Source organism: Algibacter amylolyticus (genome assembly GCF_014202225.1).
Taxonomy (GTDB): domain Bacteria; phylum Bacteroidota; class Bacteroidia; order Flavobacteriales; family Flavobacteriaceae; genus Algibacter_B; species Algibacter_B amylolyticus.
On sequence record NZ_JACHGE010000009.1, the window covers coordinates 141,144 to 165,844 of the forward strand.

Below are 24,701 nucleotides of genomic sequence, written 5' to 3' on the forward strand. Positions count from 1 at the left end.
TATTTAAGCCTTTTTATTTTTCTTAAATCTTAGCACTAAAAACACGAGAGATAATACAGCTATACATACTATTGTTGTTATTATTTCATTTTTACCAAGGCTAGATAAAAAGTAAGCAATAATGCCCATGGCTAAAATGGGTACTAAAAGACCGCCAGGAATTTTAAAAACATCGTTCTGCTCGCTATCAGATTTACGTAATTTAATAACAGATACCGCAACACCAAAATAAAGTATTAACATAGAGCTACTGGCAATGACTGCCAGTTGTTCAAAACTACCAGAAATAGCAAAAATAAAGCCCAAAGTGGCATGAGTTATAATGGCTATATAGGGCGTTGCAAATTTTTTATGGATTTTAGAAAGTGCTTTTATAGGGATAACGTTATCTCTAGAAAGGGCATAAGCTATTCTAGGGCTATTAAGTATTGTCCCGCTCATATAACCAAACATGGAAATTACAGCTCCAATAAGTAATAAGCTGTAACCAAAAGATCCCATAACTACTTTGGCTGTTTCGGCAAGTGGCGCCGCTTTAAAGTTAGGTAAGTTAGCCCCTAAAACACCTTGCGAAACGGTTTGTATTAAAACATATAGTATCACAACAACCGAGATGCTAATTAAAATGGCTCGAGGTATAGTGCGTTTTGGATTAATAACTTCGCCACCCACAATAATACCTGTTTCGCAACCTTGAAAAGCAAAGAATAAAATAAGAGAGGTTTCTCCTAATGTTTTTATACTCGGCATATTTTCAATATATAAATTACTAATAGTAACATCTTTAAAACCTAATATAATAAGTAGGAGTAAGGGAATTAGTTTAATCATGGTGTTAAACTTTACTAAGCCAATACCTTGTTTTAATCCAATAACATTAATGTAAACTAACCCATAAAAAAGGATAAATAGAAATAAAAAACGTGGCCAGCCTTCAGCAAAAATAGGATATGCAGTGCCAATAATGTTTACTAATGCGTTTGATACGGCTGCATCGGCAAATAAATTACTTCCAATGGCAAAAGTGCCAGCAATAAAACCGGCATAATCTCCAAATGCTGTTTCTATGTAGGTGTACGGACCGCCAGTGTTTGTTACTTTGCTTCCAGCTTCTGCAAAACACAGCATAACCATAGCCATTAGAAAACCGCAAAACAAATAGGCTATTATACTAGAAGCTCCCATATAACTGGCAACAACAGCAGGCAATACAAAAATACCAGACCCAACAATAATATTAATTATGTTGGCAGACAACCCTAATACGCCAACGCGTCTTTTTAAGCCTTCTTCTTTTTTTATCATATTTAACTTATAAAATTATAGATAGCTTAACCACCATTTGTCTTTATTGGTAGCCTTATAAATCATATATTTTTTTGATGGATAGTAAAGGAGCGCAATTACAAACATCCAAACCATATAAACAACAAATAGCGAATAACCATAATTAATTAGTTTAGCGTTCTGGAAGACTTCTTTTGTTAAAATCATGTCTTGCCAATTTCCTCCAAAAAGGAGAATGCCTAATATAGCTAGAACATGGATAACTAAAATGTGAAGGAAGTAGTAAAATAGTGGCACACGACCAAAAACTAAAAGGAAATCACTTATTTTGTTTTTAGTGTTTTCTATAAGATATAGAAAAATTAAAGCAGGACCAATAGTAATTAAAATGTATACTAAAGATGGTGGGTATTTGGTGACTTTAAAAAAGGCAAATACCGTTTTTGTAGTGGTATCTTGTACTGTCCATGGGACTAAATCACCATAAATATTAATGCCTCTAATTATAAAGAATAATACAATGGCTGTGGTACCAATAGCTAATAGATATTTTTTTCTGAGTTCTGCTGAAAAACTGTTTTGGTAAAGTTTACCAAAACAATACCCTAATAAGATCACCCCAAACCAAGGCAAAATGGGATAAGCAAAGGCAAACATAGTATTATTAATTACTAAAAACTGTCGTTGGTGTAAAATATACCATAATATAGATGTTGTGCTTGTGCCCGTAAAAGTGATGCCGTCCAACAAATTATGTCCTATTACTAGTATAATTCCCAGCGCTAGTATAGCTTTAAAAGGTAAATAAATAGTAAAAGCTAATAGCATCATGCATAGGCCAATAGCCCAAATAACCTGCAGAATAATAAAACTGTAACTAACATCAAACTTCCATAAAAAGTTATTGACTATCAATGCTAAAAGAACCAACCAAATGCCTCGTGTTAATAAAAACTTGAATAATTGATTCTTAGTTTTTTTTGCACCGTATAAAAAAGCAGAGGTGCCGGCAAGAAATATAAAAACAGGGGCACAATAATGGGTTATAAACCTAGTAAAGAATAAAAAGGGTGTAGTGGTTTCTAAATTCATTGGGTCGCTAAAAAACGAACCGTAATGGAAATAGTCCCTAACATGGTCCAAAGCCATAATAACCATAACTAGACCTCTTAATATGTCTATAGATTCTATGCGCTTTGTTTTAATGTGCATGTGGTTTTTTATCTCCTTTAATGTATGTTAAATTTCAATTTAACATACAAGTCTTTTTATTTATGCTATTAATAAAAAAGACGTAGGGAATAGGTATAATATTAGATAAAATATTGACTATAACCAAATGTTTTAAAGTATATATAATATATAAGGTGCTTGGGTAAAAAAAAAGCCTCCAAAATCACTAAGATTTTGAAGGCTTTTTTTAAACCTTAAAAAGTTAACTTTTTAAGGTTTCTGCTTCCATTTGCTTTCGTAGTTGTTTAATGGTTAGGGTACTACCATCATGACTCCAACCTGGTGCACCAAAAGCATACATAAATTTATGGTACCAGTTTTTAGATTTCTTCATATCATTCCAGATATCCTTGTATTCATGGGTTAAAATAACTAATGGGTTATATGAGTTTGGAGCGTGTGTTACACCGTATTTTATTTCAATATTTTCATCTAGTTCTTTCCAGGTACCAAACATTTTATCAAAAATATTTAAAAAGCCACCATGGTTTTTATCCATATACTCTAGATTTTGAGCGTGGTGTACTTGGTGCATGGTGTGTGTGTTCATAAATTTTTCTATGAATCCCATTTTTGGAACATAAACAGAGTGCAACTGAAATTGCCAAAGCGCTTCTATACCTAAACAAACGACTAGCATTTCTGGGGGAAAGCCAATTGCGGGTATCCACATATAGAAAAAGGGCTTATAAAATATAGTAAACCAACCGTTTCTTACGGCCGTTCCTAAATTAAAATTGTCTGAGGAATGGTGTACAATATGAGCTGCCCATAAAACACGAACATTATGGTTTTGCCTGTGAAACCAGTAATAACTAAAATCATCTAATAATTGGCAAATTAGCCAGATATACCAAGCATATCCAAAGGATTGCCAACCCATAATGTTCATACGAACACCATCAACTAAAGGGTTAAAAACTTCATAAACATAATTAAAAAGTACTATAGCTGCAATAGTTTTGGTAAGTGGTGCTAAAACGGCAGAACCTATACCCATAGTAAGGCTCGCCATTAAATCTTTATTATCGTAAAGCTCTTTACTTTTTTTATCTTTTCTATGATGTCTGCTATATGTAAATTCAAGAAGTATGAGTCCAAGAAAACAAGGTACACCGTAAACGAGAGGGTTTGTAAAATCCATGAAATTATAATTTTATCAAAAATATAACGATTTTAATTGTAATGCTTAATAAGCTTCAATTTATTTCAAAAAAAATGGCTTTAAAACAATTTTTGAGTTTTAAAGCCAGTAATTTATTTTCAGAAAGCTATTATTTTGCTAAAACAGTTTCTTTTTTTGAAGTGAAGTCAACTTCAACTTGATTATTTATAATGTCTTCAAAAGTTTCTCTTTTTCTAATCAAGTGCGCTTCGTTATTATACCACAAAACTTCAGCAGGACGGAATCTAGAGTTATAATTACTAGCCATAGAAAAACAATAGGCTCCAGCGTTTTTAAAACTTAAAATATCACCATCATTAATTTCATTTATACGCCTGTTATTACCAAATGTGTCGGTTTCGCATATATAACCAACAACCGTGTAAAAGCGCTCTCTTCCGTTAGGGTTAGAGATGTTTACAATATCATGGTGTGAGCCATAAAACATAGGGCGAATTAAATGATTAAAACCAGAATCTACTTGAGCAAATACAGTTGAGGTAGTTTGTTTTACAGCATTCACTTTAGTTAAAAAGCTACCAGATTCGCTTACTAAAAACTTACCAGGTTCAAAGGCTAAGGTTAAATCCTTTCCGTAAGACTTACAGAAATCATTAAATCTTGCCGATAATTTTTTCCCTAATTCTTCAATATTAGTTTCTATATCTCCTTGTTTGTAAGGTACTTTAAAACCAGAACCAAAATCGATAAATTCTAAGTTTTTGAATTGTTTAGCAGTATCAAATAAAATTTCACTTGCATAAAGAAATACTTCAATATCTAAAATATCACTTCCAGTATGCATGTGTATACCGTTAATTGTCATTTTAGTGTTTTCCACAATTCTTAAAATATGAGGTATTTGGTGAATAGAGATACCAAATTTAGAATCTATATGACCTACAGAAATATTAGCGTTACCACCCGCCATAACGTGAGGGTTAATACGAATACAAACAGGAACTTTTGGGTGTTTTGTTCCAAATTGTTCTAATATAGAAAGGTTATCTATGTTTATTTTAACCCCTAATTTTGCTGCTTCTTCAATTTCATCTAAAGAAACGCCGTTTGGAGTAAATATAATTTGATCTGGCGAAAAGCCTGCAGCCAATCCTAATTGCACTTCTTGTATTGAAACCGTATCAATACCAGAACCTAAAGACTTTAAAAGTTTTAATATCGAGATGTTAGATAATGCTTTAACCGCATAATTTATCTTTAATTTTTTTACATTTTTAAAAGCAGACGTAAGTCTTTTGTATTGGTTTTCAATTTTCTCAGCATCATAAACGTATACTGGACTTCCAAAATCTTGTGCAATTTTTAGCAACTGATTATCTAACATGATTCATTTAATTTTTGTCAAAGATATTTGTTTGATTTCAAAAAAAAATAAAAAAATAAAAAATATATCAAATTAAACATTTTGTTAATTATTTAACAGTTTTAAATCTGTTAATATTTTTTAAATGTTTTCGTAAATAAATATTAGGGTAAGTAAACGCTATTATTTACATTTGTGAATCTTAAAAAAGAAGCCATATTATGAATTTACACGAATATCAAGGTAAAGAAATATTAAATAGTTTTGGAGTACGTATCCAAAGAGGTATCGTAGCACAAAATGCTCAAGAAGCAGTTGCTGCAGCAAAACAATTAACAAGTGAGACCGGAACAAGCTGGCACGTAATTAAAGCACAAGTACATGCTGGAGGACGTGGAAAAGGCGGAGGCGTTAAGCTTGCTAAAAATTTGCAAGAAGTTGAAGAAATTGCAGGTCAAATAATAGGTATGGATTTGGTTACACCTCAAACTTCTGCTGAAGGTAAGCGTGTGCACCAAGTTTTAGTTGCCGAAGATGTTTATTACCCAGGTGAAACTGAAACTAGTGAGTTTTATGTATCTGTTTTATTAAATAGAGGTACAGGACGTAATATGATTATGTATTCTACTGAAGGTGGAATGGATATTGAAACTGTTGCAGAAGAAACACCACATTTAATATTTACTGAAGAGATTGATCCTGCTGTTGGTTTAGTGCCATTTCAAGCAAGACGTGTTGCTTTTAACTTAGGTCTATCTGGTTTAGCATTTAAAGAAATGACAAAATTTGTTACTAATCTTTATACAGCATATGTAAAATCGGATTCTTCTTTATTTGAAATTAACCCGGTTTTAAAAACGAGCGATAATTTAATTATGGCTGTTGACGCTAAAGTTACTATTGATGACAACGCATTATACAGACATAAAAATTATGTTGATTTACGTGATGTACGTGAAGAAAGCGCTATTGAGGTTGAAGCTGGAGAACTAGGTTTAAACTATGTTGATCTTGACGGAAACGTTGGTTGTATGGTTAACGGAGCTGGTTTAGCAATGGCAACAATGGATTTAATTAAGCAAGCCGGTGGAGAACCAGCTAACTTTTTAGATGTTGGTGGTACTGCTGATGCTGCTCGTGTTGAAGCTGCATTTAAAATTATTTTAAAAGATCCTGCTGTTAAAGCAATTCTAATAAACATTTTTGGAGGAATTGTACGTTGTGATCGTGTAGCACAAGGTGTTATTGATGCTTATAAAAATATGGGGACTATAAATGTGCCAATTATTGTACGTTTACAAGGTACTAACGCTGATATCGCTAAGGAGTTAATTGATAACTCTGGATTAGATGTTATGAGTGCTACAGAATTTCAAGAAGCTGCTGATAAAGTACAGCAAGTATTAGGATAAAAGTTAAGGGCTAAAATTTTTAACACTTCAATTATTATATAAAAAAAGAGCAACATTTAAATGTTGCTCTTTTTTGTTTTTATAAATAGTATAGATATTTCTATTTTTTAATATCCTTTATATTCTTTGGTTTAGAGAACTTACTTCCCTTTTTAGGATCAAATTTTGGTTTACCCTTTTGCTCTATTTTTTCATTTTTCTTTGGCATTGGACCTCTAAGATGAATAACAAGTCCGTTTAAAAAATTACGCAATATTTGGTCGCCACATTCCATATACTTTGGATGATCTTCTTTTCTAAAAAAAGCACCTAATTCGCTTTTAGTAATTCTGAAATCTACAAGCTCTAAAATTTTTACTATTTCGTCGTCTCGCAGCTTTAAGGCTACTCTTAATTTTTTTAAAATGTCATTATTTGTCATTGTTGCTTTTTTGTTTTCTTAAGGCCTATGCATTTCATCGATTTTGAATTTTGCTGAATGAAATACTAACGTTTTTTACATGTTGTAAAGATACCTTAAAAAATGAATTTTTAAAGGATACGTTTTTAGAGCTAGAATTTGTAATTATGTTTCTGAAATACAGTGTGTTACTGTGGTGGTTTATATGCTGAATTAATGGCTTCTAAAAAGATAAAGTGCAATTTTATTAGTTTAATAATTCATTTTATTGACGAAACCAATAAAAATCACGATTAAAAGCCTACTGTTTTTCGATAAGTTACATTAAATCCACGATTATTTATGAACCCCTTCTGTGTAACTTTATGTTATAATTAATTCATCCCTTTAAGAAAACCCTCAAAAACCCTTAATAATGGTAAATAGAGTAGAAAAATTAAGCCTTTTGTCAGAAATGATCGCTTTTGCAAAGTATGATAAGGATATTAAACGCATAGAATATAACTTTTTACTAGGAGTGGCTAAGCAATTAGAAATCTCTCGTGATGATTTTGACTATCTGTTAGATAATCCTGTATCGTATACACATTTAAAATCGCATAGCGAACGTATTGTTCAATTTCATAGATTAGTATTACTATTAAATATTGAACAAGAAACCAATGAGGATAATAATTCTGCTGGCGTAATCAAGTTATATAATTTTGGTTTACGTATGGGGTTAAGTCATGAATCTATTACCAAAGTATTATACTTAATGGAAAGTTTTCCTAATAAAATAGTACCACCTGATGTTTTGATTGATATTTTTAAAACTCAATACAACTAACACATCGTCTCTCTCCTTTAATTTTAAAGGTTTACTATAATAAGTGTTCATTATAATTTACAAAGGTGTTGCTTATAGAAAGCTAAAAGTTTATACTTTTAGCTTTTCTAGTTTTTCTTGGTAAGCTTTAATCTCATCTCTAAGTTTTGCAGCGACTATAAAGTCTAAAGCTTTCGCAGCTTCTTCCATTAGTTTACGTCGTTCTCTAATTTTCTTTTCCAGTTCGGGTTTGCTTAAATATTCACTTTCTGGTTCGGCAGCTTTTAGCGCTTCAAGTTCATAACTGTAAGTACTTACCGAGTTTTTAGAAAGCACGTTATCTAAACTTTTATTTAATGCGGTAGGAACGAGGTTGTGTTTTGTGTTGTATGCAATTTGTTTTTCCCTTCTATATTCTGTTTCGTCAATCGTTTTTTGCATGCTTTTAGTAATTTTATCAGCATACATTATAGCCTTGCCATTTAAGTTTCTAGCGGCTCTACCAACAGTTTGGGTTAGCGAACGTGCAGAACGTAAAAAACCTTCTTTATCGGCGTCTAAAATGGCTACTAGCGATACTTCAGGTAAATCTAGACCTTCACGAAGTAAATTAACACCAACCAAGACATCAAAAAGTCCTTTTCGTAAATCTTGCATGATTTCTACACGCTCCAAAGTATCAACATCACTATGTATATAACGACAACGAATTTGAATTCTATCTAGATATTTGGTTAACTCTTCTGCCATACGCTTAGTAAGTGTTGTTACTAAAGTACGTTCGTCTTTTTCAATACGCTGTTGTATTTCTTCAATTAAATCGTCAATTTGATTTAAACTTGGGCGTACTTCAATAATAGGGTCTAATAAACCTGTAGGACGGATAACTTGTTCAACAAATATACCGTCAGATTTTTGTAACTCGTAATCTGCAGGTGTAGCACTAACATATATTATTTGATTTTGAATGGCTTCAAACTCTTCAAATTTTAATGGCCTATTATCCATGGCAGCAGGTAATCTAAATCCATATTCAACCAAGTTCACTTTTCTGCTTCTATCACCTCCATACATGGCGTGAACTTGAGATATAGTTACGTGACTTTCATCTACAACCATTAAATAATCATCTGGAAAATAATCTAATAAACAAAAAGGTCGTGTTCCTGGTAAACGACCATCTAAATAACGCGAATAGTTTTCAATACCCGAGCAATAGCCTAATTCGCGAATCATTTCCAAATCAAATTCGGTACGTTCTTTAAGACGTTTAGCTTCTAAGTGCTTACCAATCTCTTTAAAATAATCATGTTGTTTTACCAAATCGTCCTGAATCTCTTTTATAGCGCCTTGTAAAACATCGGGCGAGGTAACAAACATGTTTGCAGGATAAATAGTTAGTTGGTCGTATTTTTCAACAACTTCATTGGTTTGAATATCAAAGGATTCAATATCTTCAATTTCATCTCCAAAAAAGTGAATTCTAAAGGCATCATCAGCATAGCTAGGAAAAATATCAACGGTATCTCCTTTTATTCTAAAGTTTCCGTGTCTAAAATCGGCTTCGGTTCTAGAGTATAAACTTTGTACTAATTGATGCAGTAATTTGGTTCTTGAAATTTCTTGATCTCTTTTTAAAGTAATAACGTTTTTTTGAAACTCAATGGGGTTTCCAATACCATAAATACAAGAAACAGATGCAATTACTAGAACATCACGACGGCCAGAGAGAAGAGACGAAGTAGCGCTTAAACGCATTTTTTCTATTTCTTCATTTATAGATAAATCTTTTTCAATAAATACTCCCGAAACAGGGATGTATGCTTCTGGTTGATAGTAGTCGTAATATGATACAAAGTACTCAACGGCATTATTAGGAAAAAACTGTTTAAATTCCGAATACAATTGGGCAGCTAAAGTTTTGTTATGCGCCAAAACCAAGGTTGGCTTTTGGACCTCCTCAATAACATTAGCTACCGTAAATGTTTTTCCAGAACCCGTTACACCAAGTAGCGTTTGGTATTTTTCGCCAGAAGTAATTCCGTTAACTAGCTGTTTTATCGCTTGTGGTTGATCGCCGGTTGGTTTAAATTCCGATTCAATTTTAAACTGCATATGCCTTTAATACTTTAAGTGTCTAAATTACTTAAAGTTGATGGAATTAGGAATTTAACCGATGGAAATTTAATTTTTATCGTTTTAAAGCGAAGTGGCCAGAAAACGTTCTACCATCATCTAACTTAACCTGAAACCAATAGTCGTTATTAGGCAGTATATTGCCTTTAGAGGTGCCATCCCAACCACTGTTACTTACCAAAAGTTGCTTAATTAATTTCCCATAGCGATCATAAATATAAACAGTTGTATTAGGCTGAACTACATTGTTAACTCCTTTTATTCTCCAAAAGTCGTTCACGCCATCACCGTTTGGTGTGAAATATTTAGGGTAGCCTATAACGGAAATATCTAAAGTTGAAACACCACAAATGTCATCTTTTATGTGAATGGTATAAAACCCAGGTTTTACGTTATTAAAAGTAGCTTTGGTTTGGTAGTTTATAAATGGTGAGTTTTCTTCTTGCAACGCATACTGATAATTTCCGTTACCTAAATTTGTGGTATCTATAATTACAGTATTGTTATCTGAAAGATCTTTAATAGTAACAGCATCTTGGGTTATTACTGCTTGTTGAGATGCATCTACAAAAATACTTAGGGTTTTAGTACAGTTTGTTCCATCTGTTTTTGTTAATGTAATATTATATATTCCTGCTTCAGAAACCGAAATAATTTTATTGTTTGATACAAATTGATTTGTGATTGTACCATCTAAACTAGAAAACACCCATTCGTAGTTGAAACTTTCCGTAATATTAGCTTCAAAAGGTTGTAAATCGATAGCGAATGAAGGATCTGAAGAACAAACAAGTCTTGGTGTATCTACCGTAAATTTGGGTAGTGAGTTAACAATAAAATTTATAGTTGTGGTTGCTGTACAGGTATTATTCTCGGGGTTTATTACTTCGGCAATAATAGTTTGCGTTTTAGAGTTTAATGGATTTGGCAAGTTACTTTGGTTTGATAACAAGTTCCCATTTTCGTTGGTATAGGTGTAATAAATCTCCATACCGGTTTGACTCCCTAATATGGAAGCGTTAAATGCAGAAGTATCGAAAGGGTAGAAGCCATCGCTATCGTTATCTCTAGCGCTTCCGTCGCAAACAATTAGGTCTGGAATGGTGTTGACAATAGGCTGTGCATCTACAGTAAAAGTGAGTATTGTTTCATCAAAACAAGGACCATCTGGAGCAGAAGTAGCCTTATTACTTACTTGAACGGTAATAGTTTGCGAGGCGGTAAGAAACGGGTTTGGTAAAGGACTAGATAAGGCTGTTCCGTTTTCATCAAAATAAGAAAACGTAAAATTTGCAGGGTTTAGGTTGCCTAAAATATCATTTTCTATTTGTGTGGTATCAAAAGGGTATTTACCATCGCCATCATCATCACACTGTCTTGCTATAGTTAATGTGTTTAATTCTGGTAATGGCTCTACGGTTAATAATATATGAGCACCTAAAGCTAAACAGTCGTTAGATAAGGCACTATCCACTCTAACATATATATATTGAGAATTAGGATAACCAATATTTCTATAATTTGAAGGGTCTGTAATTTCGTTAACTTCGGCTAAAGCGTCAACTTCATTTCTGTAATAACGCGGTGGTAAAGTAGATTGTCCCGGAGGTGTAAAACTTATAAAAGAAGCAGTTACACTACTAAAGTCGAAGTTTGCAATACCATCTCTATTGTCGTTATTGGTGGTGTCGTTGCCATCAATATCGAGATTATCGTCACATTGATTAAAATTTAAAATATATGTTGAAGGTACTACAGTAGTAGAAACATTTATTTCAATTTGAGCTACAGCAGCGCATCCGCCTTGAGATTCTACACGAGCCCAAACTAAATCGTTACTAACAGTTCTGTTTACAAAACTTGTGGGATTGCTAATATAATCGGTACTTGTAATGTCTCCTAGAAGTGCTGAAGATTGCGTGAGGTAATATGAAAAAGTTTCATTTGATGCATTGGTAGAAATTGCGGTATTAGCTTCGGTTAAATTAAAGGGACTAAAGCCTAATGTTGAAAGATTATCGTCATCGCATTGTACTAAAATTACTGTTGGGTTGATTTTTGGTTGCGCATTTACTAATAATAAAACTTCATCTGTAAACGTGATACATCTAGTACCTGTGCTGTTTAACCTTGCTCTAAACCAATTATTGTTTAATGAGGTTGGCACATTGGCGATGTTTAAATCGCTAGATTGTGTGCCACTAAAATTGCCTGTATCTGTTAATGGTGTCCATGTTATTTTATCGGGGCTTGTTTCCCATTGCATAGTTCCGGCATCTGTAACCAAAGAGAAAATGGCTAAAGATGATTCACAAGCGGTAGTGTATTCGGGTTGTTTGGTTATGCTTATTCGTGTTGCGGTTGAGTAATCGGAATTTGGTAAGGTGTAACCATCAGAAGCATTGATAACTACTCCATAATCATCAACAACAGGGGGTGTGTCTCCTAAGTAGAAATCATTATTGCCATCGGAAAAACCAGCTTCAAATACATCAGAGCAGCCATCGCCATCTGTATCTTCATCGATATAACTAAATATATTATCAGCATCTAAATTGTCTAGTAAATAGCCTATTTGATTGCTGTCGGCAGACGTTTCTGCATTGTCGTCCCAACCATTTAATCCAATTGTTGAATTGATATTATCAATTATGCCATCCATGTTGGAATCTAATAATCCGCTTCCAGATTCTAATACATCATAAATACCATCATTATCGCTATCCAAATCATAAAAATCGTAAACGCCATCGCCATCATAATCTAAAGGAAAGATTGAAAAGAACACATCATCTAGTCCATTTTTATCATTGTCTATTCCAGACAAGGCAATCTGTGAACCTCTATATTCTATACTATCAGGAATACCGTCATTATCAGAATCTAAATCAAATTCGTCTTTAATACCGTCTAAATCATGGTCGTTTTTAAAACACTTTAATCCAATATTTGCCGAAAACGTAGAGGCTGTTGTTATGTTTTCTAGTTTATGAATAAAAGAAAATTGATCTACTTGATTTGCTAAAAACTCGTATGGAATCGTTCCAATGGCGTTGGGGTTGGGTTTAAAATGTATTTCGGATCCTGAAATACTAGTTACTCCAGTTTCAAAAATACCATCGAAATTTGAATCAACCAGAAGCCTGTCACTAGGATTAATAAGGGTGATGTTTTTATTAACAGGTAATACTTTTACAATATAAAACGCGCCATCTACATTAGTGAGTGTCGCTGTAATGTCTTCATAAAACTTAACATTAACGGGTTCGGTAAATGTTATATTGTATTCATTTTCGGCATTATTATCTTGCGGAATTGTACTGGTAATATGTCCTGTAGACATTAAATTTATAGTGTTAGTGCCAGTAGTTGTACGGTTTAAAACAGTGGTGTTAGTTGCTATGGTGGTGTTACTTGTGCCATCTTCAAACCTAAGGATAGGCGAGCTAGTATTTGACAAATCAAGAATTACATCACCTCGCGATTCTGTACAGTTTAAAATGCCATCATTGTCATTGTCAATATCTATATTATCAATAATACCATCATTATCTCTATCATCGGGGCAAACGCTAATAGGTATTTCTATAGATTCTAATTCTTCTCCTGTACATGTAATAATGCCTACCAATTTATATTTCCCCGGAAGGGTAGGTGTAATGCTTGTTGTGGTAACTAACAAATCGATAAAGCCTGAGCCAGAACCATCATCAAACAGCCACTTAAAACTATCAAAACTTTGCGTATTGGCCGCTTCTAGAGTGATGTTAGGTATACAATTTCCTAGTGTCGCAAATTGTGCATCAAAATTAATTTCTGGTGCCGATGGAAAACCGGAGTAAAAACTTCCGGAAGTGGCTGATCCATTATAATTAAAGTAGGCGCAATATAACTCATCATCACTTTGTACAGCTATATTTCCTGATAGCCCTTTTACCTTATAGGTTATATAATCGGGTTTGCCATTTACAGGATTGGAAGCTGCGCTAATAGGTGCACCGTTAATGTTAACTGTAGCACCAACCTTAGTTACTATTGAAATTCCCCCACTGTAATTGGTGTTTCCTATGTTATTTATATTAGCAATATTATCTAGATTACCACGCGTTTCGCAACTTAAAGGCGGTACAAAAAACAGACCTTGGTTGGCCTCATTTGCAGAACCATTATTGCCTAAACCGCCAACGCCTTGGTAAGCAAATGCGGGTTGAGATGTTTCTACGTACATGTTTCCATTGCTGTTGTATTGGTTGCCCTCAATAACGTAATAGTCTCCCGCGTTAATGGAAGTAATAGGTGCATTTCCATTTATGCTTACGGTTGTATTATTTGAATGTGCAACAATTAAAACATTTTCCCAAGCGTTATCGCCATCGCCACGAACAAAAATATATTCTGTTCCAACTTTAGACACATCTACAATTTGATCAATACCATAATCTCTACCGTTACCAGTACCAAAACTACCGTTTGCGGAACCACAATTAACAACAATGGGTTTATCCGAATTTACCAAGCATCCAATAAGGCCATCTTGATTAATAACAGTGTCGTCGCTATGAGTTGCTAATGTGTAGCTTTCACCCTCGTTTAAAGTTATATTTATTGGTGTTGCTCCTGAATAATTGGTTATTTGTAGACCGCTTGGTAAATTACTAAAGTTAACAGAGGTGTTATCTTCGGTTGCCATTACCGAAACAAAGTTTAAGTAATTATCACTAGGGTTTGCATTGGTAAAACTGCCTACACGAAAGGTTGTGCCTAAAGCAGATAGTCCTTTACTAACTAAGGCCCCTGCTTGAGCACCTTCACCAGCATTCATCCTAATAGAAACATAAATAGGAGCTTCTGCTTCTATAATATAACCTCTGTTATTTGTTACCACACTCGACACTGTTGATGGTATAAAAAGTTGACCATATCCTGTGCCTACAGTTATTTGCTGAGGTAATGCATTTGAAACGGTACCAGTAATATAATTTGATGCAGGTTGCCCTAAAGGAATAATGGTATAAGGTACGTTAGAATTGTTGGGTGTTGATATATAAATATATTGGTCTTCTGGATTGGCATTACCAAAAGCAGCACTCGTTAATGGGGGTATATAATGCGTTTTGCTTAATTGTGCGAAACCTTGAAGGCTTAACTGAATAATTAGTATTGGAAGTATAAATTTTAAAAACTTCTCAATGAGTAAGACTTTATACATAAGGGCCAATCGAATTGAAATCGCATTACTAAAATATGCTTTTTTAATAGTGTTGGACTTAAAAAAAGTATAAACGTTTAATATTAATTTAAAAACTTTCTAAATGCTATTCTAAAATGAATTTTTAACTAGTTACCTTTTTAAAGCAAAATGACCTTTAATATTAAATGTTTCTCCATTTTGAACTATATCTGCAGAGAACCAATAATCATCCGAAGGCATATTTTGGCCATTAAAAGTGCCATCCCAACCAATGGAATTATAAGGTAGCATTTTTAGTAATTTTCCATGTCTGTTGTAGATATATACTTCGGTACCTGGTAATTGATCTGCTCCAATAATGTGCCAAGTATCATAGGCGTTATCATTATTTGGTGTTACAAACTTAGGAATGTCAAAAACAAAAACGGGCTGCGAAATATCCATACACCCATTTAAATCTCTAACGGTTACAAGATGGCGCCCAAATGACACATCGTTAAAAATATTAGATGTTTGTGGTTCGCCACCATCTAATATAAAAACATAGTCGCCAATTCTGCCATTATTAATTTCTACAGTAATTCTATTAGGGTCGGCAAAATTAACTGTTGATGTAAGTGTTATTTCTGCTTCTTCCGAAGGGATTACCTCAAAGTCATGAGTTGTACTACAGTCCGATCCAACCGCGTTTGGCCTCGTAACAGTAACAGAGTAATTTCCAATGTCTTCTGGAGCAATTATTATTTCGCTTGTTCTGGCTCCGGTAGACCATAAATACTGGTCTCCAGGTACACCGGTATCTGCGACTACAAGTAGAGGTTCGTCATTACATAATGGAACGATTTCTTCTAAAGGAATTTCTGGTTTTGGATTTACCAATAAATCAAATTGTGTGGTGTTAAAGCAGCCAGTAGTTCTGTTTTCTAGTCTTACAAAAATAGTTTTCTCCGTTGAAGACCTGTAATTATTGGAAAGCGCATCGGTTTCAGTTTCGGCATTATCTAAATTGTTGTAAAAAGTAATGCTATGATTGGAAGCCGATAAACTACCAAGAATGGCATTGTTATTATCGGTTAAATCGAAATCCTGTTCGCCATCAAAATCATCATCACAAATAACTAAATCTGCAGGTCTATTAGCCGTTGGGTTTTGATTTATTTCTAATACAAATGATGTTACAATTGGACAACTTGTAATAATATCTGAAATTCTAATGAAAATTTCATGGCTACTAGCCGTATAGTTAAACGTATTGCCTATAGGAGCCACATTATCAATAGCTTCTTGTTCTGTAACATGATATGAAATAGTTACTAGAGTAGGATCGTCAACCACTAGGCTATCCACATCGGTTAAATCATAGGTTTTAGTGTCGTTATCGCAAATAGGAATATTATTTACCGTATTTATTACAGGTGGTAAATCCACATTTAATTCTATTGGCACTAAAGTGAAACAACCTGTTAAGGTGTTAGTAATTTTAATATAAACGGTTTTTGCTTCAGAATCAAGACTTGTTGGATCTGTTATTTCATTGGAATTATCTAACCCATCATCATGATTAATATCGGCTATGTCTTCAAAATAATTAATGATGAGGTTACTTTTTACACGATCTAATACTTCAAAATCTGCCGATCGTGTATCCAAATTATAAACCGTTAAATCGAAATTAGCTATACCAGCCTGTGTAGGCGCACATTCTGTTATTGAAGGTGTGCCAACTAAAATATCGGGAGCCGAAACAATATTCATTCCTAATTCTTCTACAACATAACAAAAAGAGGCACTACTTTCTATTCGTATATAAATACTTTGCGGGTTTGTTACGTTAGTGTAAGTAGAGGATAACGGATTTAAATTATCCATAGCATCCTGAGGTGATGTATGGAAAGTAATGCCTAATACATCTGGCGAATTTGTTTGGATTTCAGCTTTTTTATCGTCTAAATTAAATTCGAAAAAGCCATCGTTTGTGGCATCATCACAAACTAAGAAATCAATAATAGGGTCGTATACAGGATCTGGTGCTACCTGTATTTCAATAGATCCAGTATCAAAACAGGTTTGGTCTGTTGTATTTTCAACTCTAACATATACGGTTCTAGAATCGGAATTATAAGGTGTGTCTGCGCCTTTAGGAAGGGCATTTACTATGTTTCTGTTTATTGCATCAATTTCATCCTCAAAGTAGTAAACAATTTTGCCGGTTTGTGCGTTTAAAACTTCTTCATCTATTTCAGATAAAATAAAATCAGCAAAATTATCGCCATCGTCTTCACAGACTTGAAAAAGGATATCTGTTGGGATAATTGGCAAAGTATTTATTATGGCTTCAAATGAAACTATAGAAGTACAGTTTGTATCTGTAATAGCGTTTTCTATACGAATGTAGATGGTTTGAGTATCTGTGTTGTATGCAGCACGTTCCGATTCTGGAATAGCCTCGGTAAGCGTGTTGTTGTTTGCAGCTTCAAGATCTGTAAAAACATCAATATTTAATCCCGTTCTACTGGCTACGGATTCGTCTATTTTATCTTCAATATTTATAATATAGAATCCATCATCGTCGTCATCACATATAACAATGTCGTCTGGTTGGTTAGAGGATGGAGCAACCAATACTTCTATTTGAAATGGGTTAACGGTGGCACAACCCGTATTTACACTTTCTAATCGAGCATAAAGCGTTTCAGTAGAGCTTGTGTTGTTGTAAAATGGTGGTAGTTGGTTTGCAGTGTTATTCGTTTGGGCATCTGTTTCGTCTGCAAAATAAGTTACCGTAAAATTAGTGTTTCCGCCAGTTACTGTTTCATCTAAGGAATGTAAATCTATACTTGCAAAGCCATCATCATCATCATCACAGTAAGGCACAGTTACTTCTGCAAAAAGTAAAATAGGATTTACTAAAAGGTTTATTTCAGTCGATTCAACACAACCTCCACCAGCAATACTTACGTATAAAACTTGCGGACTTAACGCAGGGTAAGGCACTGTTTTATCAATGGCATTAACACCATTATCACGGTCATCTTCGTCTTCATAAAACGTTACTGTAATAGAGCTAGGTAAATCGTTAGCTATAAAAGTTTCAACGGTGTTTAAATCGAAATCTAGGGTATCTGTAGAATCACCATTGTCATCACATAATGCAAAATCTCCTGTATCTGTACCTGTTAATAATAAATTGGTATGAATTTCAAAAGGCACAATGGTTGGACATCCTGTGGTATCGTCTACTATTCTTAAATAAATAGTTCCAGAACCTGGTTCTGTTACGGCGTTAGTGTATTGGTAGTTTGTTTCGTCTGCAATGGCATTAATGTTCATTTCGGCATCGTTAAACGACTGATGAAAAGTGGTTGTTACACCGGTTAAACCATTTAAAACGGCGGCAATTACTTCAGTTAAATCAAAAACAGCGCTTCCATCTAAATCCCTATCGCAGGCATCTAAGTATTGTGTGTCTCTATTTACAATTGGGCTTATGGTAATATCTACATCTAATGTTGTTGTGGTAACGCAACCAGTTTCTGTATCAATAATTCTTACATAAACTAAGTCTGGTGTGCTTGAGTTGATATATGGAGTAGGTATTGGGTTTGCTCCAGTGCCAACATCCAAGGAATTATAATGGTATGAAACCACTAAGTTACTCTGACCCGAAGTAATTTCATCATTCTTTTGTGTTAAATCAATAACCGCAAAACCGTCTGGATTATCATCACTGTCGCAAATTTCTAAGGTTGTAGGCTCTACAATATTTGGTAAAGGGTTAACAACTAAGTTGAAGGTTGTATATGAAAAACAATTACTATCAGAATCTTGAACGCGTACATAAATAGTTTGAGGGGAAGATGTGTTTTGTATTGGTCCCGTAATTGGGTTTATGTTTAGTCTGGCATCACTATCTGATAAATGATAACTGAAAGCGTAATTTGTAAAAGGTGCATTTGCTGCAACTTCTCCATCTTTTATACTTACGTTAAAGGTTTCAACGCCATCACCACTAAAATCGTCACATAATTGATAGTCGGAAATAGCATCCATAGGTTCCTCTGTGTTTAGAACAACTTCTACTTCGTCTGTTTCTACACAAGTACTTCCATTTATTGGTACAGCTACTTCAACGCGGTACGTGCCATCTAATATTGCTGTGTATGTTGGGCTAACTGCACCAGGAATTAAAATATCGTTTCTGTACCATGCGTAAGATGCTAGAGCGTTTTCTAAATCGGCATCTAAAGTTACAGAGCTGGCACAAGTGCTTATATCTTCTCCTAAGTCTAAAACTTTAAAACTATCACCTTCTATAAATACAGCAGAATCGAAGGTGTAATCGTTTTGATCTGCAATTACTAATTTAATATGATACGTTACATTAGGCGTAATGCTACCTGCAGCTGTTAATACCGTTGTTCTGCCATTGTAATTTGTATCTCCAAGATTGTAACCGGCAAAATATTGTTCGTTTTCTGGGTTACAATTTAAAGTCCCTGAGTTGGCACTAACATTATGAATAGTACTTGTATTAACAGGCGTGGTGGTTCCGGGAACAACTGCTATATTTTCATACGGGTCGCTAGTTCCTGCTTCTTTAATTAGAAATGCAAATCCGTCGGAAAACTGACAGGGATTAATACCGAAGTATTCTTCTGAAGCTAAAATGTAATTAAATTGAAATTGATTAGATATTGAAACAAAATCGAACTCAATAGATGTTGCATTTATGGTATTTGTTATTCCTAGAGCAGCTTCTAAATCTGGATCGGTACCCCAAGTTGTAGCCCCTTCGCTAAGGGTAGGTGTTCTTAATGAATTTCCGCCGGAAGTAGCACCGCCTGTAGATAGCATGATCCCATTTTCAAAAGGGAAATTAGATCCTCCTTTTTCAAAAAAAGCATAACTATTAAATCCGCTTGGAGCTCCGTTAACCGAAGAACTGATGTTTGATATGTTTACACAGCCATTAACTAAATTATCTTGAATTAATGATTGTAGACCAACATTATCATTTACAGTGATTTGTTGAGAAAACCCAATAGCTCCACAAAAAAACAAGGTAAATATGATGAAGGAAATCGATCTCATAACTGGTAGTAGCTTTCTAGTTCTTTTTTTTAGTGCTTATTAAGCATTTTGATGGGGTGAAATAAGGCCGAAAATAGATGTTTTTTAGATGAAATGCAAAATTAATCAGATAAAATGCAGTTTTTTTTGATTTGAAATAGACTGACTTTTAGTTTATTAGCGAAAAGTGATTTTTGTACACCCTACCGTCTTCTAGTTTAACTGAAAACCAATAGTCGTCGCTAGGTAGAACTTGTCCGTTTAATGTACCATCCCATCCTTTTTCGGTAGCTGTAATCTCTTTTAATAGTTTTCCAAACCTGTTATAAATGTATACCTTAGATTCGGCTTGAAATTGATTAGAGACTCCTAAGATTTGCCAAGTGTCATTCATACCATCGTTATTTGGGGTAAAATATTTAGGGAAACCAATTACGGATACATTTTCATTTACAATACCGCAATCATTTTTAACATCTTTAACTGCAACTTGGTAAATTCCTGGATATATGTTCTCAAAAAGGTTACTATCTTGAAACGGCTTTATAGTTAAATTATTGCTATCAATTAAGCTATATTGATATGTGCCTTCTCCCGAAACCAAAACGGTTATCGTGTTATTTTGAACCGCATCGGTTACATTAAATGCGGGAGCGCTAAATGTTGCAATATTAGATGCTGCAACAGTAACTGTTCTGGTTTTCGAGCAGCCATAAGTTTTGTCTGTAACTGTAACTGTAAACGTGCCTACAGTATTTATTTCTGTTTCATAACTAGTATCGCCATTAGACCAGCTAAAGTTGTAATTGTTAGGTGAACCATTTATAGGTCCAGCATCAATAGATACGGTATTCGGGAAATCATTTAAGCAATAGTATTCCAAACTTTCAGTTTCAATATTTGGTAAAGGATTTACTGTTAGTAAAACATCGCTAATCCCGTAACAGTTATTAGCATTTTCAACGCGCGCAAATATGGTTTGCGAATATGGTTTTGTATTAGTGTATATTCCTGTTATGTTGTTAGACTCAATTAAGGCATCATCATAAGTTTCAAAATAGGTAACGTTTAGTCCTGTTGGTAAACCATTAACAATATTAATATTTGCGTCGTTTAGGTTAAAAATATGAAAACCATCTTCGGTACCATCATCGTCGCAATGCATTAATTCGGTATTGTTAGCATCGGTTACGCTGGCTTGCAGAGTTAACTCAGAAAAACTACTACAACCCGAAGTGTCGTCTATTACTTCAACATAAATGGTTTGAGGGTTTGATGTGTTTGGGAAATTGTTGCCATTAACTTCAATAGTTCTTGCCGAATCTGTATAGAATTTAAGAGATCGATCTAGAATGCCACCTGTTAAATTATTATGAGATTTGTTGAGGTTGAAAACGGTAAGGCCATCGGTAGTTCCATCTTCATCACATTGTAATAAGGTGTCATTGTAGGCTTCCGGATTAGGGTTTAAGCTCACAAAAGCTTGTCCTTCTAAAACACCACAATTTCCGTCGTTAAGATCTATAAAAACTTCATAATTTCCTGTGGATGATACTTCAATATCATGCGCTGTGTTTGATAAAGGCGTTTTATTTACTGTCCATATATAGGTAGCACCTGCAATATCTGGAGCGCTTAAAGTGTATTTATCGCCATCGCAAAGGTCTAAAGTTGAAGATCCTGTTCCGTTATTTATAATATCTACTTTTTCGTTAAAGAAAGATTGAATGAAAGGAGGCAAGCCTTGTGATGATAGGTTAGGAGATACACTTAGTCCGTTATGTTCATAATCGCAAGCAATACCAACAGCGTTAGGATTGTTTATAACACCAAGATTAGATAATCCTAAGTCGTAAGTAGCACTTAGAGCTCTATAAATTTTTCCGTTTGGACCAAGCTGTAAACCACCTCTGTATAACGATCTGCTATCTATAACAACTTCCGAACTTTGAACATTTCCGGCTAGAAGCTCATATTGCAATAATACTGAGGTATGATTTGAAGGCACATTTCTATTCGCACCATTATAATCGTTTGAGGCATGTACATAGAGTAACTCACTATTTGGTGAAAACTCTATACCATACGGGAAATTACTGCTACCACTTACAACTACGCGATCAAGATTTGATACTTGACCCGTTGCCGAATCAAAATCGAATAACAATAGCCTGTCGTTAACATTGTTAAAAAATCTATCAGCCGAAACATTAGCACAAGCCATTTTTTTTCCGTCGGGAGAAATTTTTAAATTTCCTCTATAGTCATTTATTGCTAAAGGAAAAGTTGATTTTACAGCTGTGGTATTTATACCAAGATCGCTTACCTCGAAGGCATGAAAAGTATTATATTCTTCTAGTAAACCACTTTCTGATGCAAATGCAAGCACCCAAATGGACTTCGTTTCACAGTCTTTTACTACGGCTGATAATTTTTCGGAACAATCTTGAATTAAATTTACGTTTTTTGTGATAACAGCACCAAGGCCTCCACTTAACGTCATGTCTACCTCGGAGTAATTAAATCCATAGTGCGGTTCATCAGGATTATGGTCGTCTACAGTAAAAACATAATATATATCTGGTGTATTAGGCTTAGGAACTATTATAGCCGATTGCGTACTAGAAGGATCGCCATTTAGCCCAGAACCATTGGTCATTACACCATGGTTTTTATTCCAAATGGTTATGCCATCTGTATAAAATAATAAATTCCCGAAGCTATCTGAAATAGCCGCAGAACCTTCGTTAGTAAATAATTGGCCATCATTTAGTGCCGAAACCTCTCCGTTTATTTGGTTAAAGTTAATACCAGCTCCATAACCAAAATACCAATTTGAAGCTTCAGCCTGCGAAAAAGAAGATATACTTATTACACAGAATATTACGAATAATATAGTCTTTTTCATTTTTTGTAGCAATTGCTACCAAAGGTATTATAAATCTCGGTTTTTTAATAATCTATACGATAAAAAAACGAAAAGCGCTGTCCAACCCATTACAATGGCTAATTCGTACCAATGCACAGCGTAATCATAAATAAGTTCTCCTTTGTTAGGAAATTTAGTCATGGCTATTCTTTGAAACGGTTGGTCTATTAAATTATACATAGATTTTAAAGGAAAGAAATCCTGAATATTACCAGCTAAAGCAACATCAAATTGCCAAGATAATAACCCAAACAGTATCCATTCTGTAATAAATAGAATGAATAAGAATGCTAATGCAAACGCCGACCGTTTTACCAACATACCTAAAAACAAACATAAACTAAAGAAACCTATGAGTTTTAATAGGTAAGCAAATAGAAACTCGATTTCACTAAAAATTATGGAAGCCTCGTTATAACTAGAATAATATAAGCCAATACAAAATGAAATTAAACCAATTATAAAGGTTGAAACCAATGAAAAGAATACAATAGTATAAAACTTAGAAAGTATAAATTCCTTTTTGCTTAATCCATCAATAAGGTTTTGTTTAATAGTTTTATTGCTGTACTCATTACCAATCATGCTCACTACCACAATAGCAAAAAAGAACTTAAATTGAGACGCGAAAAATGTTGTTAAGTGCCAAATAATAGGGAAGTTGAAAATACCTAGTTCACCTAATTCTAGCGTAAAAAAACCAAAAACATTAATTTTTAGGGATGATAGAAGTATCACGAAAAAGGGTAAAATAAAGGATACGAATATGAGTATTTTGCTCGTTCTATTTAGTAATAGCTTTTGTAATTCTAAATTTAAAAGTCGTAACATTAGGGTTAGTTTTGGTTGTTGTTATCGGTTAATTGTAAAAATTGTTCTTCTAAACTTTCCTTACGCTGTACTAAATGTGTTAGAATAATACCTTGGCTAAAAAGGTATTTGTTAAAATCTTCAGATTTCATAGGTTCATTTAAAAAGGCGGTAACTAGTTGGTCTTCCACTTTAATTTTTCCAAAAGAAGGATTGCTTTCTAACAATGTAATTAATTCGGTTTCTTTATTCGATTTAAGTTCAAAAAAGCCATGACTAGAAATCATTTCATCAACCCTACCAGAATACAGTTTTACACCTTTACGAAGTACTACAACATGCGAGCATACTTTTTCAACTTCATCTAACAAATGCGATGCTAATAATATAGTCGTGCCTTTAGCGGCTATTTGTTTTATTATTTTTCTAATTTGATGAATACCTTGCGGGTCTAAACCGTTGGTAGGTTCATCAAGAATTAATATTTCCGGATCGTTTAATAGGGCAGAAGCTATGGCTAAACGTTGTTTCATACCTAAAGAATAGGTTTGGAACTTACTGTCTTTACGTTCTAAGAGCCCAACAACGTCTAGCTTTTCGTTTATTTTGCTAAGCGGAACATCTTTAATTTTACAAACCAATTTTAAGTTTTGTTCTGCCGTCATGTACGGATAAAAATTAGGGCGCTCAATAATGGCACCTACTTTTTTTAAGGCATCATGAGTTGAGGTGTTTCCATCAAACCAATGGAAATCGCCTTCGGTTTTATTAACTACATTTAGCACAATGCCTAATGTTGTAGATTTCCCGCTTCCGTTTGGCCCTAAAATGCCGTAAACATTACCTTTTTTAATGGTAAAGGATAAATTTTTTACTGCTGTTAAGTACCCGAATTTTTTGGTAAGGTTGTTAATTGAAAGTATAGTATCCAAACTA

The 24,701-nt window shown here is 34.0% G+C and carries 13 protein-coding genes; 2 read left to right on the forward strand and 11 right to left on the reverse strand.

What is annotated here, in order from left to right; all coding sequences use genetic code 11:
- Nucleotides 1-3 precede the first annotated feature (3 nt).
- The 4 genes from HNQ90_RS15240 to lysA form a co-directional block, all read right to left on the reverse strand.
- Nucleotides 4-1,305, reverse strand: coding sequence for an APC family permease (locus HNQ90_RS15240; protein WP_144116475.1), 1,302 nt, complete (start codon nt 1,303-1,305; stop codon nt 4-6).
- 15 nt (nt 1,306-1,320) lie between these two features.
- Nucleotides 1,321-2,499 (reverse strand): acetyltransferase domain-containing protein, encoded by a 1,179-nt coding sequence (locus HNQ90_RS15245; protein ID WP_144116474.1) that lies wholly within the window; start codon nt 2,497-2,499, stop codon nt 1,321-1,323.
- 223 nt (nt 2,500-2,722) lie between these two features.
- A complete protein-coding gene (locus HNQ90_RS15250) occupies nt 2,723-3,664 on the reverse strand; it encodes a sterol desaturase family protein (RefSeq protein ID WP_144116473.1) in 942 nt (313 codons plus the stop codon).
- 130 nt (nt 3,665-3,794) lie between these two features.
- Complete coding sequence (gene lysA, locus HNQ90_RS15255) at nt 3,795-5,030, reverse strand: diaminopimelate decarboxylase (protein WP_144116472.1); 1,236 nt, start codon at nt 5,028-5,030, stop codon at nt 3,795-3,797.
- Between the two features lie 200 nt (nt 5,031-5,230).
- On the opposite strand from lysA, the gene sucC reads away from it, so the two are divergent.
- Entirely contained in the window at nt 5,231-6,421 is a 1,191-nt protein-coding gene (gene sucC, locus HNQ90_RS15260) for an ADP-forming succinate--CoA ligase subunit beta (protein ID WP_144116471.1), read from the forward strand.
- A gap of 100 nt (nt 6,422-6,521) precedes the next feature.
- Here sucC and HNQ90_RS15265 read toward each other — a convergent pair whose 3' ends face one another.
- Nucleotides 6,522-6,842, reverse strand: a complete 321-nt coding sequence (locus tag HNQ90_RS15265; protein ID WP_144116470.1) for a DUF1456 family protein — start codon at nt 6,840-6,842, stop codon at nt 6,522-6,524.
- Nucleotides 6,843-7,236: 394 nt separating this feature from the next.
- Here HNQ90_RS15265 and HNQ90_RS15270 point away from each other — a divergent pair, with 394 nt between their 5' ends.
- Complete coding sequence (locus HNQ90_RS15270; RefSeq protein WP_144116469.1) at nt 7,237-7,650, forward strand: TerB family tellurite resistance protein; 414 nt, start codon at nt 7,237-7,239, stop codon at nt 7,648-7,650.
- 90 nt (nt 7,651-7,740) lie between these two features.
- On the opposite strand, the gene uvrB is transcribed toward HNQ90_RS15270, so the two are convergent.
- From uvrB to HNQ90_RS15300, 6 genes are all read right to left on the reverse strand, one after another.
- On the reverse strand, nt 7,741-9,744 hold the full coding sequence (uvrB, locus tag HNQ90_RS15275) for an excinuclease ABC subunit UvrB (protein ID WP_144116468.1): 2,004 nt from the start codon (nt 9,742-9,744) through the stop codon (nt 7,741-7,743).
- Nucleotides 9,745-9,820: 76 nt separating this feature from the next.
- Nucleotides 9,821-14,974: a T9SS type B sorting domain-containing protein gene (locus HNQ90_RS15280; protein WP_144116467.1), complete on the reverse strand. Its 5,154-nt coding sequence runs from the start codon at nt 14,972-14,974 to the stop codon at nt 9,821-9,823.
- A 132-nt stretch (nt 14,975-15,106) separates the two neighbouring features.
- A complete protein-coding gene (locus tag HNQ90_RS15285; protein ID WP_144116466.1) occupies nt 15,107-20,047 on the reverse strand; it encodes a T9SS type B sorting domain-containing protein in 4,941 nt (1,646 codons plus the stop codon).
- A gap of 148 nt (nt 20,048-20,195) precedes the next feature.
- Complete coding sequence (locus HNQ90_RS15290) at nt 20,196-22,934, reverse strand: T9SS type B sorting domain-containing protein (RefSeq protein WP_144116465.1); 2,739 nt, start codon at nt 22,932-22,934, stop codon at nt 20,196-20,198.
- Between the two features lie 27 nt (nt 22,935-22,961).
- Nucleotides 22,962-23,786, reverse strand: coding sequence for an ABC transporter permease (locus tag HNQ90_RS15295; protein WP_144116464.1), 825 nt, complete (start codon nt 23,784-23,786; stop codon nt 22,962-22,964).
- A gap of 5 nt (nt 23,787-23,791) precedes the next feature.
- Nucleotides 23,792-24,697 carry an ABC transporter ATP-binding protein gene (locus HNQ90_RS15300; RefSeq protein WP_144116463.1) on the reverse strand — a complete coding sequence of 302 codons (906 nt, stop codon included), beginning with the start codon at nt 24,695-24,697 and terminating at the stop codon, nt 23,792-23,794.
- Between the last annotated feature and the right edge of the window lie 4 nt (nt 24,698-24,701).

Bases quoted from the DNA above. Each gene is read 5' to 3' on its own strand.
- HNQ90_RS15245 (WP_144116474.1), bottom strand. From the start codon at position 2,499: ATGCACATTAAAACAAAGCGCATAGAATCTATAGACATATTAAGAGGT.
- lysA (WP_144116472.1), bottom strand. From the start codon at position 5,030: ATGTTAGATAATCAGTTGCTAAAAATTGCACAAGATTTTGGAAGTCCA.
- HNQ90_RS15270 (WP_144116469.1), top strand. From the start codon at position 7,237: ATGGTAAATAGAGTAGAAAAATTAAGCCTTTTGTCAGAAATGATCGCT.
- HNQ90_RS15265 (WP_144116470.1), bottom strand. From the start codon at position 6,842: ATGACAAATAATGACATTTTAAAAAAATTAAGAGTAGCCTTAAAGCTG.
- HNQ90_RS15250 (WP_144116473.1), bottom strand. From the start codon at position 3,664: ATGGATTTTACAAACCCTCTCGTTTACGGTGTACCTTGTTTTCTTGGA.
- HNQ90_RS15285 (WP_144116466.1), bottom strand. From the start codon at position 20,047: ATGAGATCGATTTCCTTCATCATATTTACCTTGTTTTTTTGTGGAGCT.
- HNQ90_RS15240 (WP_144116475.1), bottom strand. From the start codon at position 1,305: ATGATAAAAAAAGAAGAAGGCTTAAAAAGACGCGTTGGCGTATTAGGG.
- uvrB (WP_144116468.1), bottom strand. From the start codon at position 9,744: ATGCAGTTTAAAATTGAATCGGAATTTAAACCAACCGGCGATCAACCA.
- HNQ90_RS15280 (WP_144116467.1), bottom strand. From the start codon at position 14,974: ATGTATAAAGTCTTACTCATTGAGAAGTTTTTAAAATTTATACTTCCA.
- HNQ90_RS15290 (WP_144116465.1), bottom strand. From the start codon at position 22,934: ATGAAAAAGACTATATTATTCGTAATATTCTGTGTAATAAGTATATCT.
- sucC (WP_144116471.1), top strand. From the start codon at position 5,231: ATGAATTTACACGAATATCAAGGTAAAGAAATATTAAATAGTTTTGGA.
- HNQ90_RS15295 (WP_144116464.1), bottom strand. From the start codon at position 23,786: ATGTTACGACTTTTAAATTTAGAATTACAAAAGCTATTACTAAATAGA.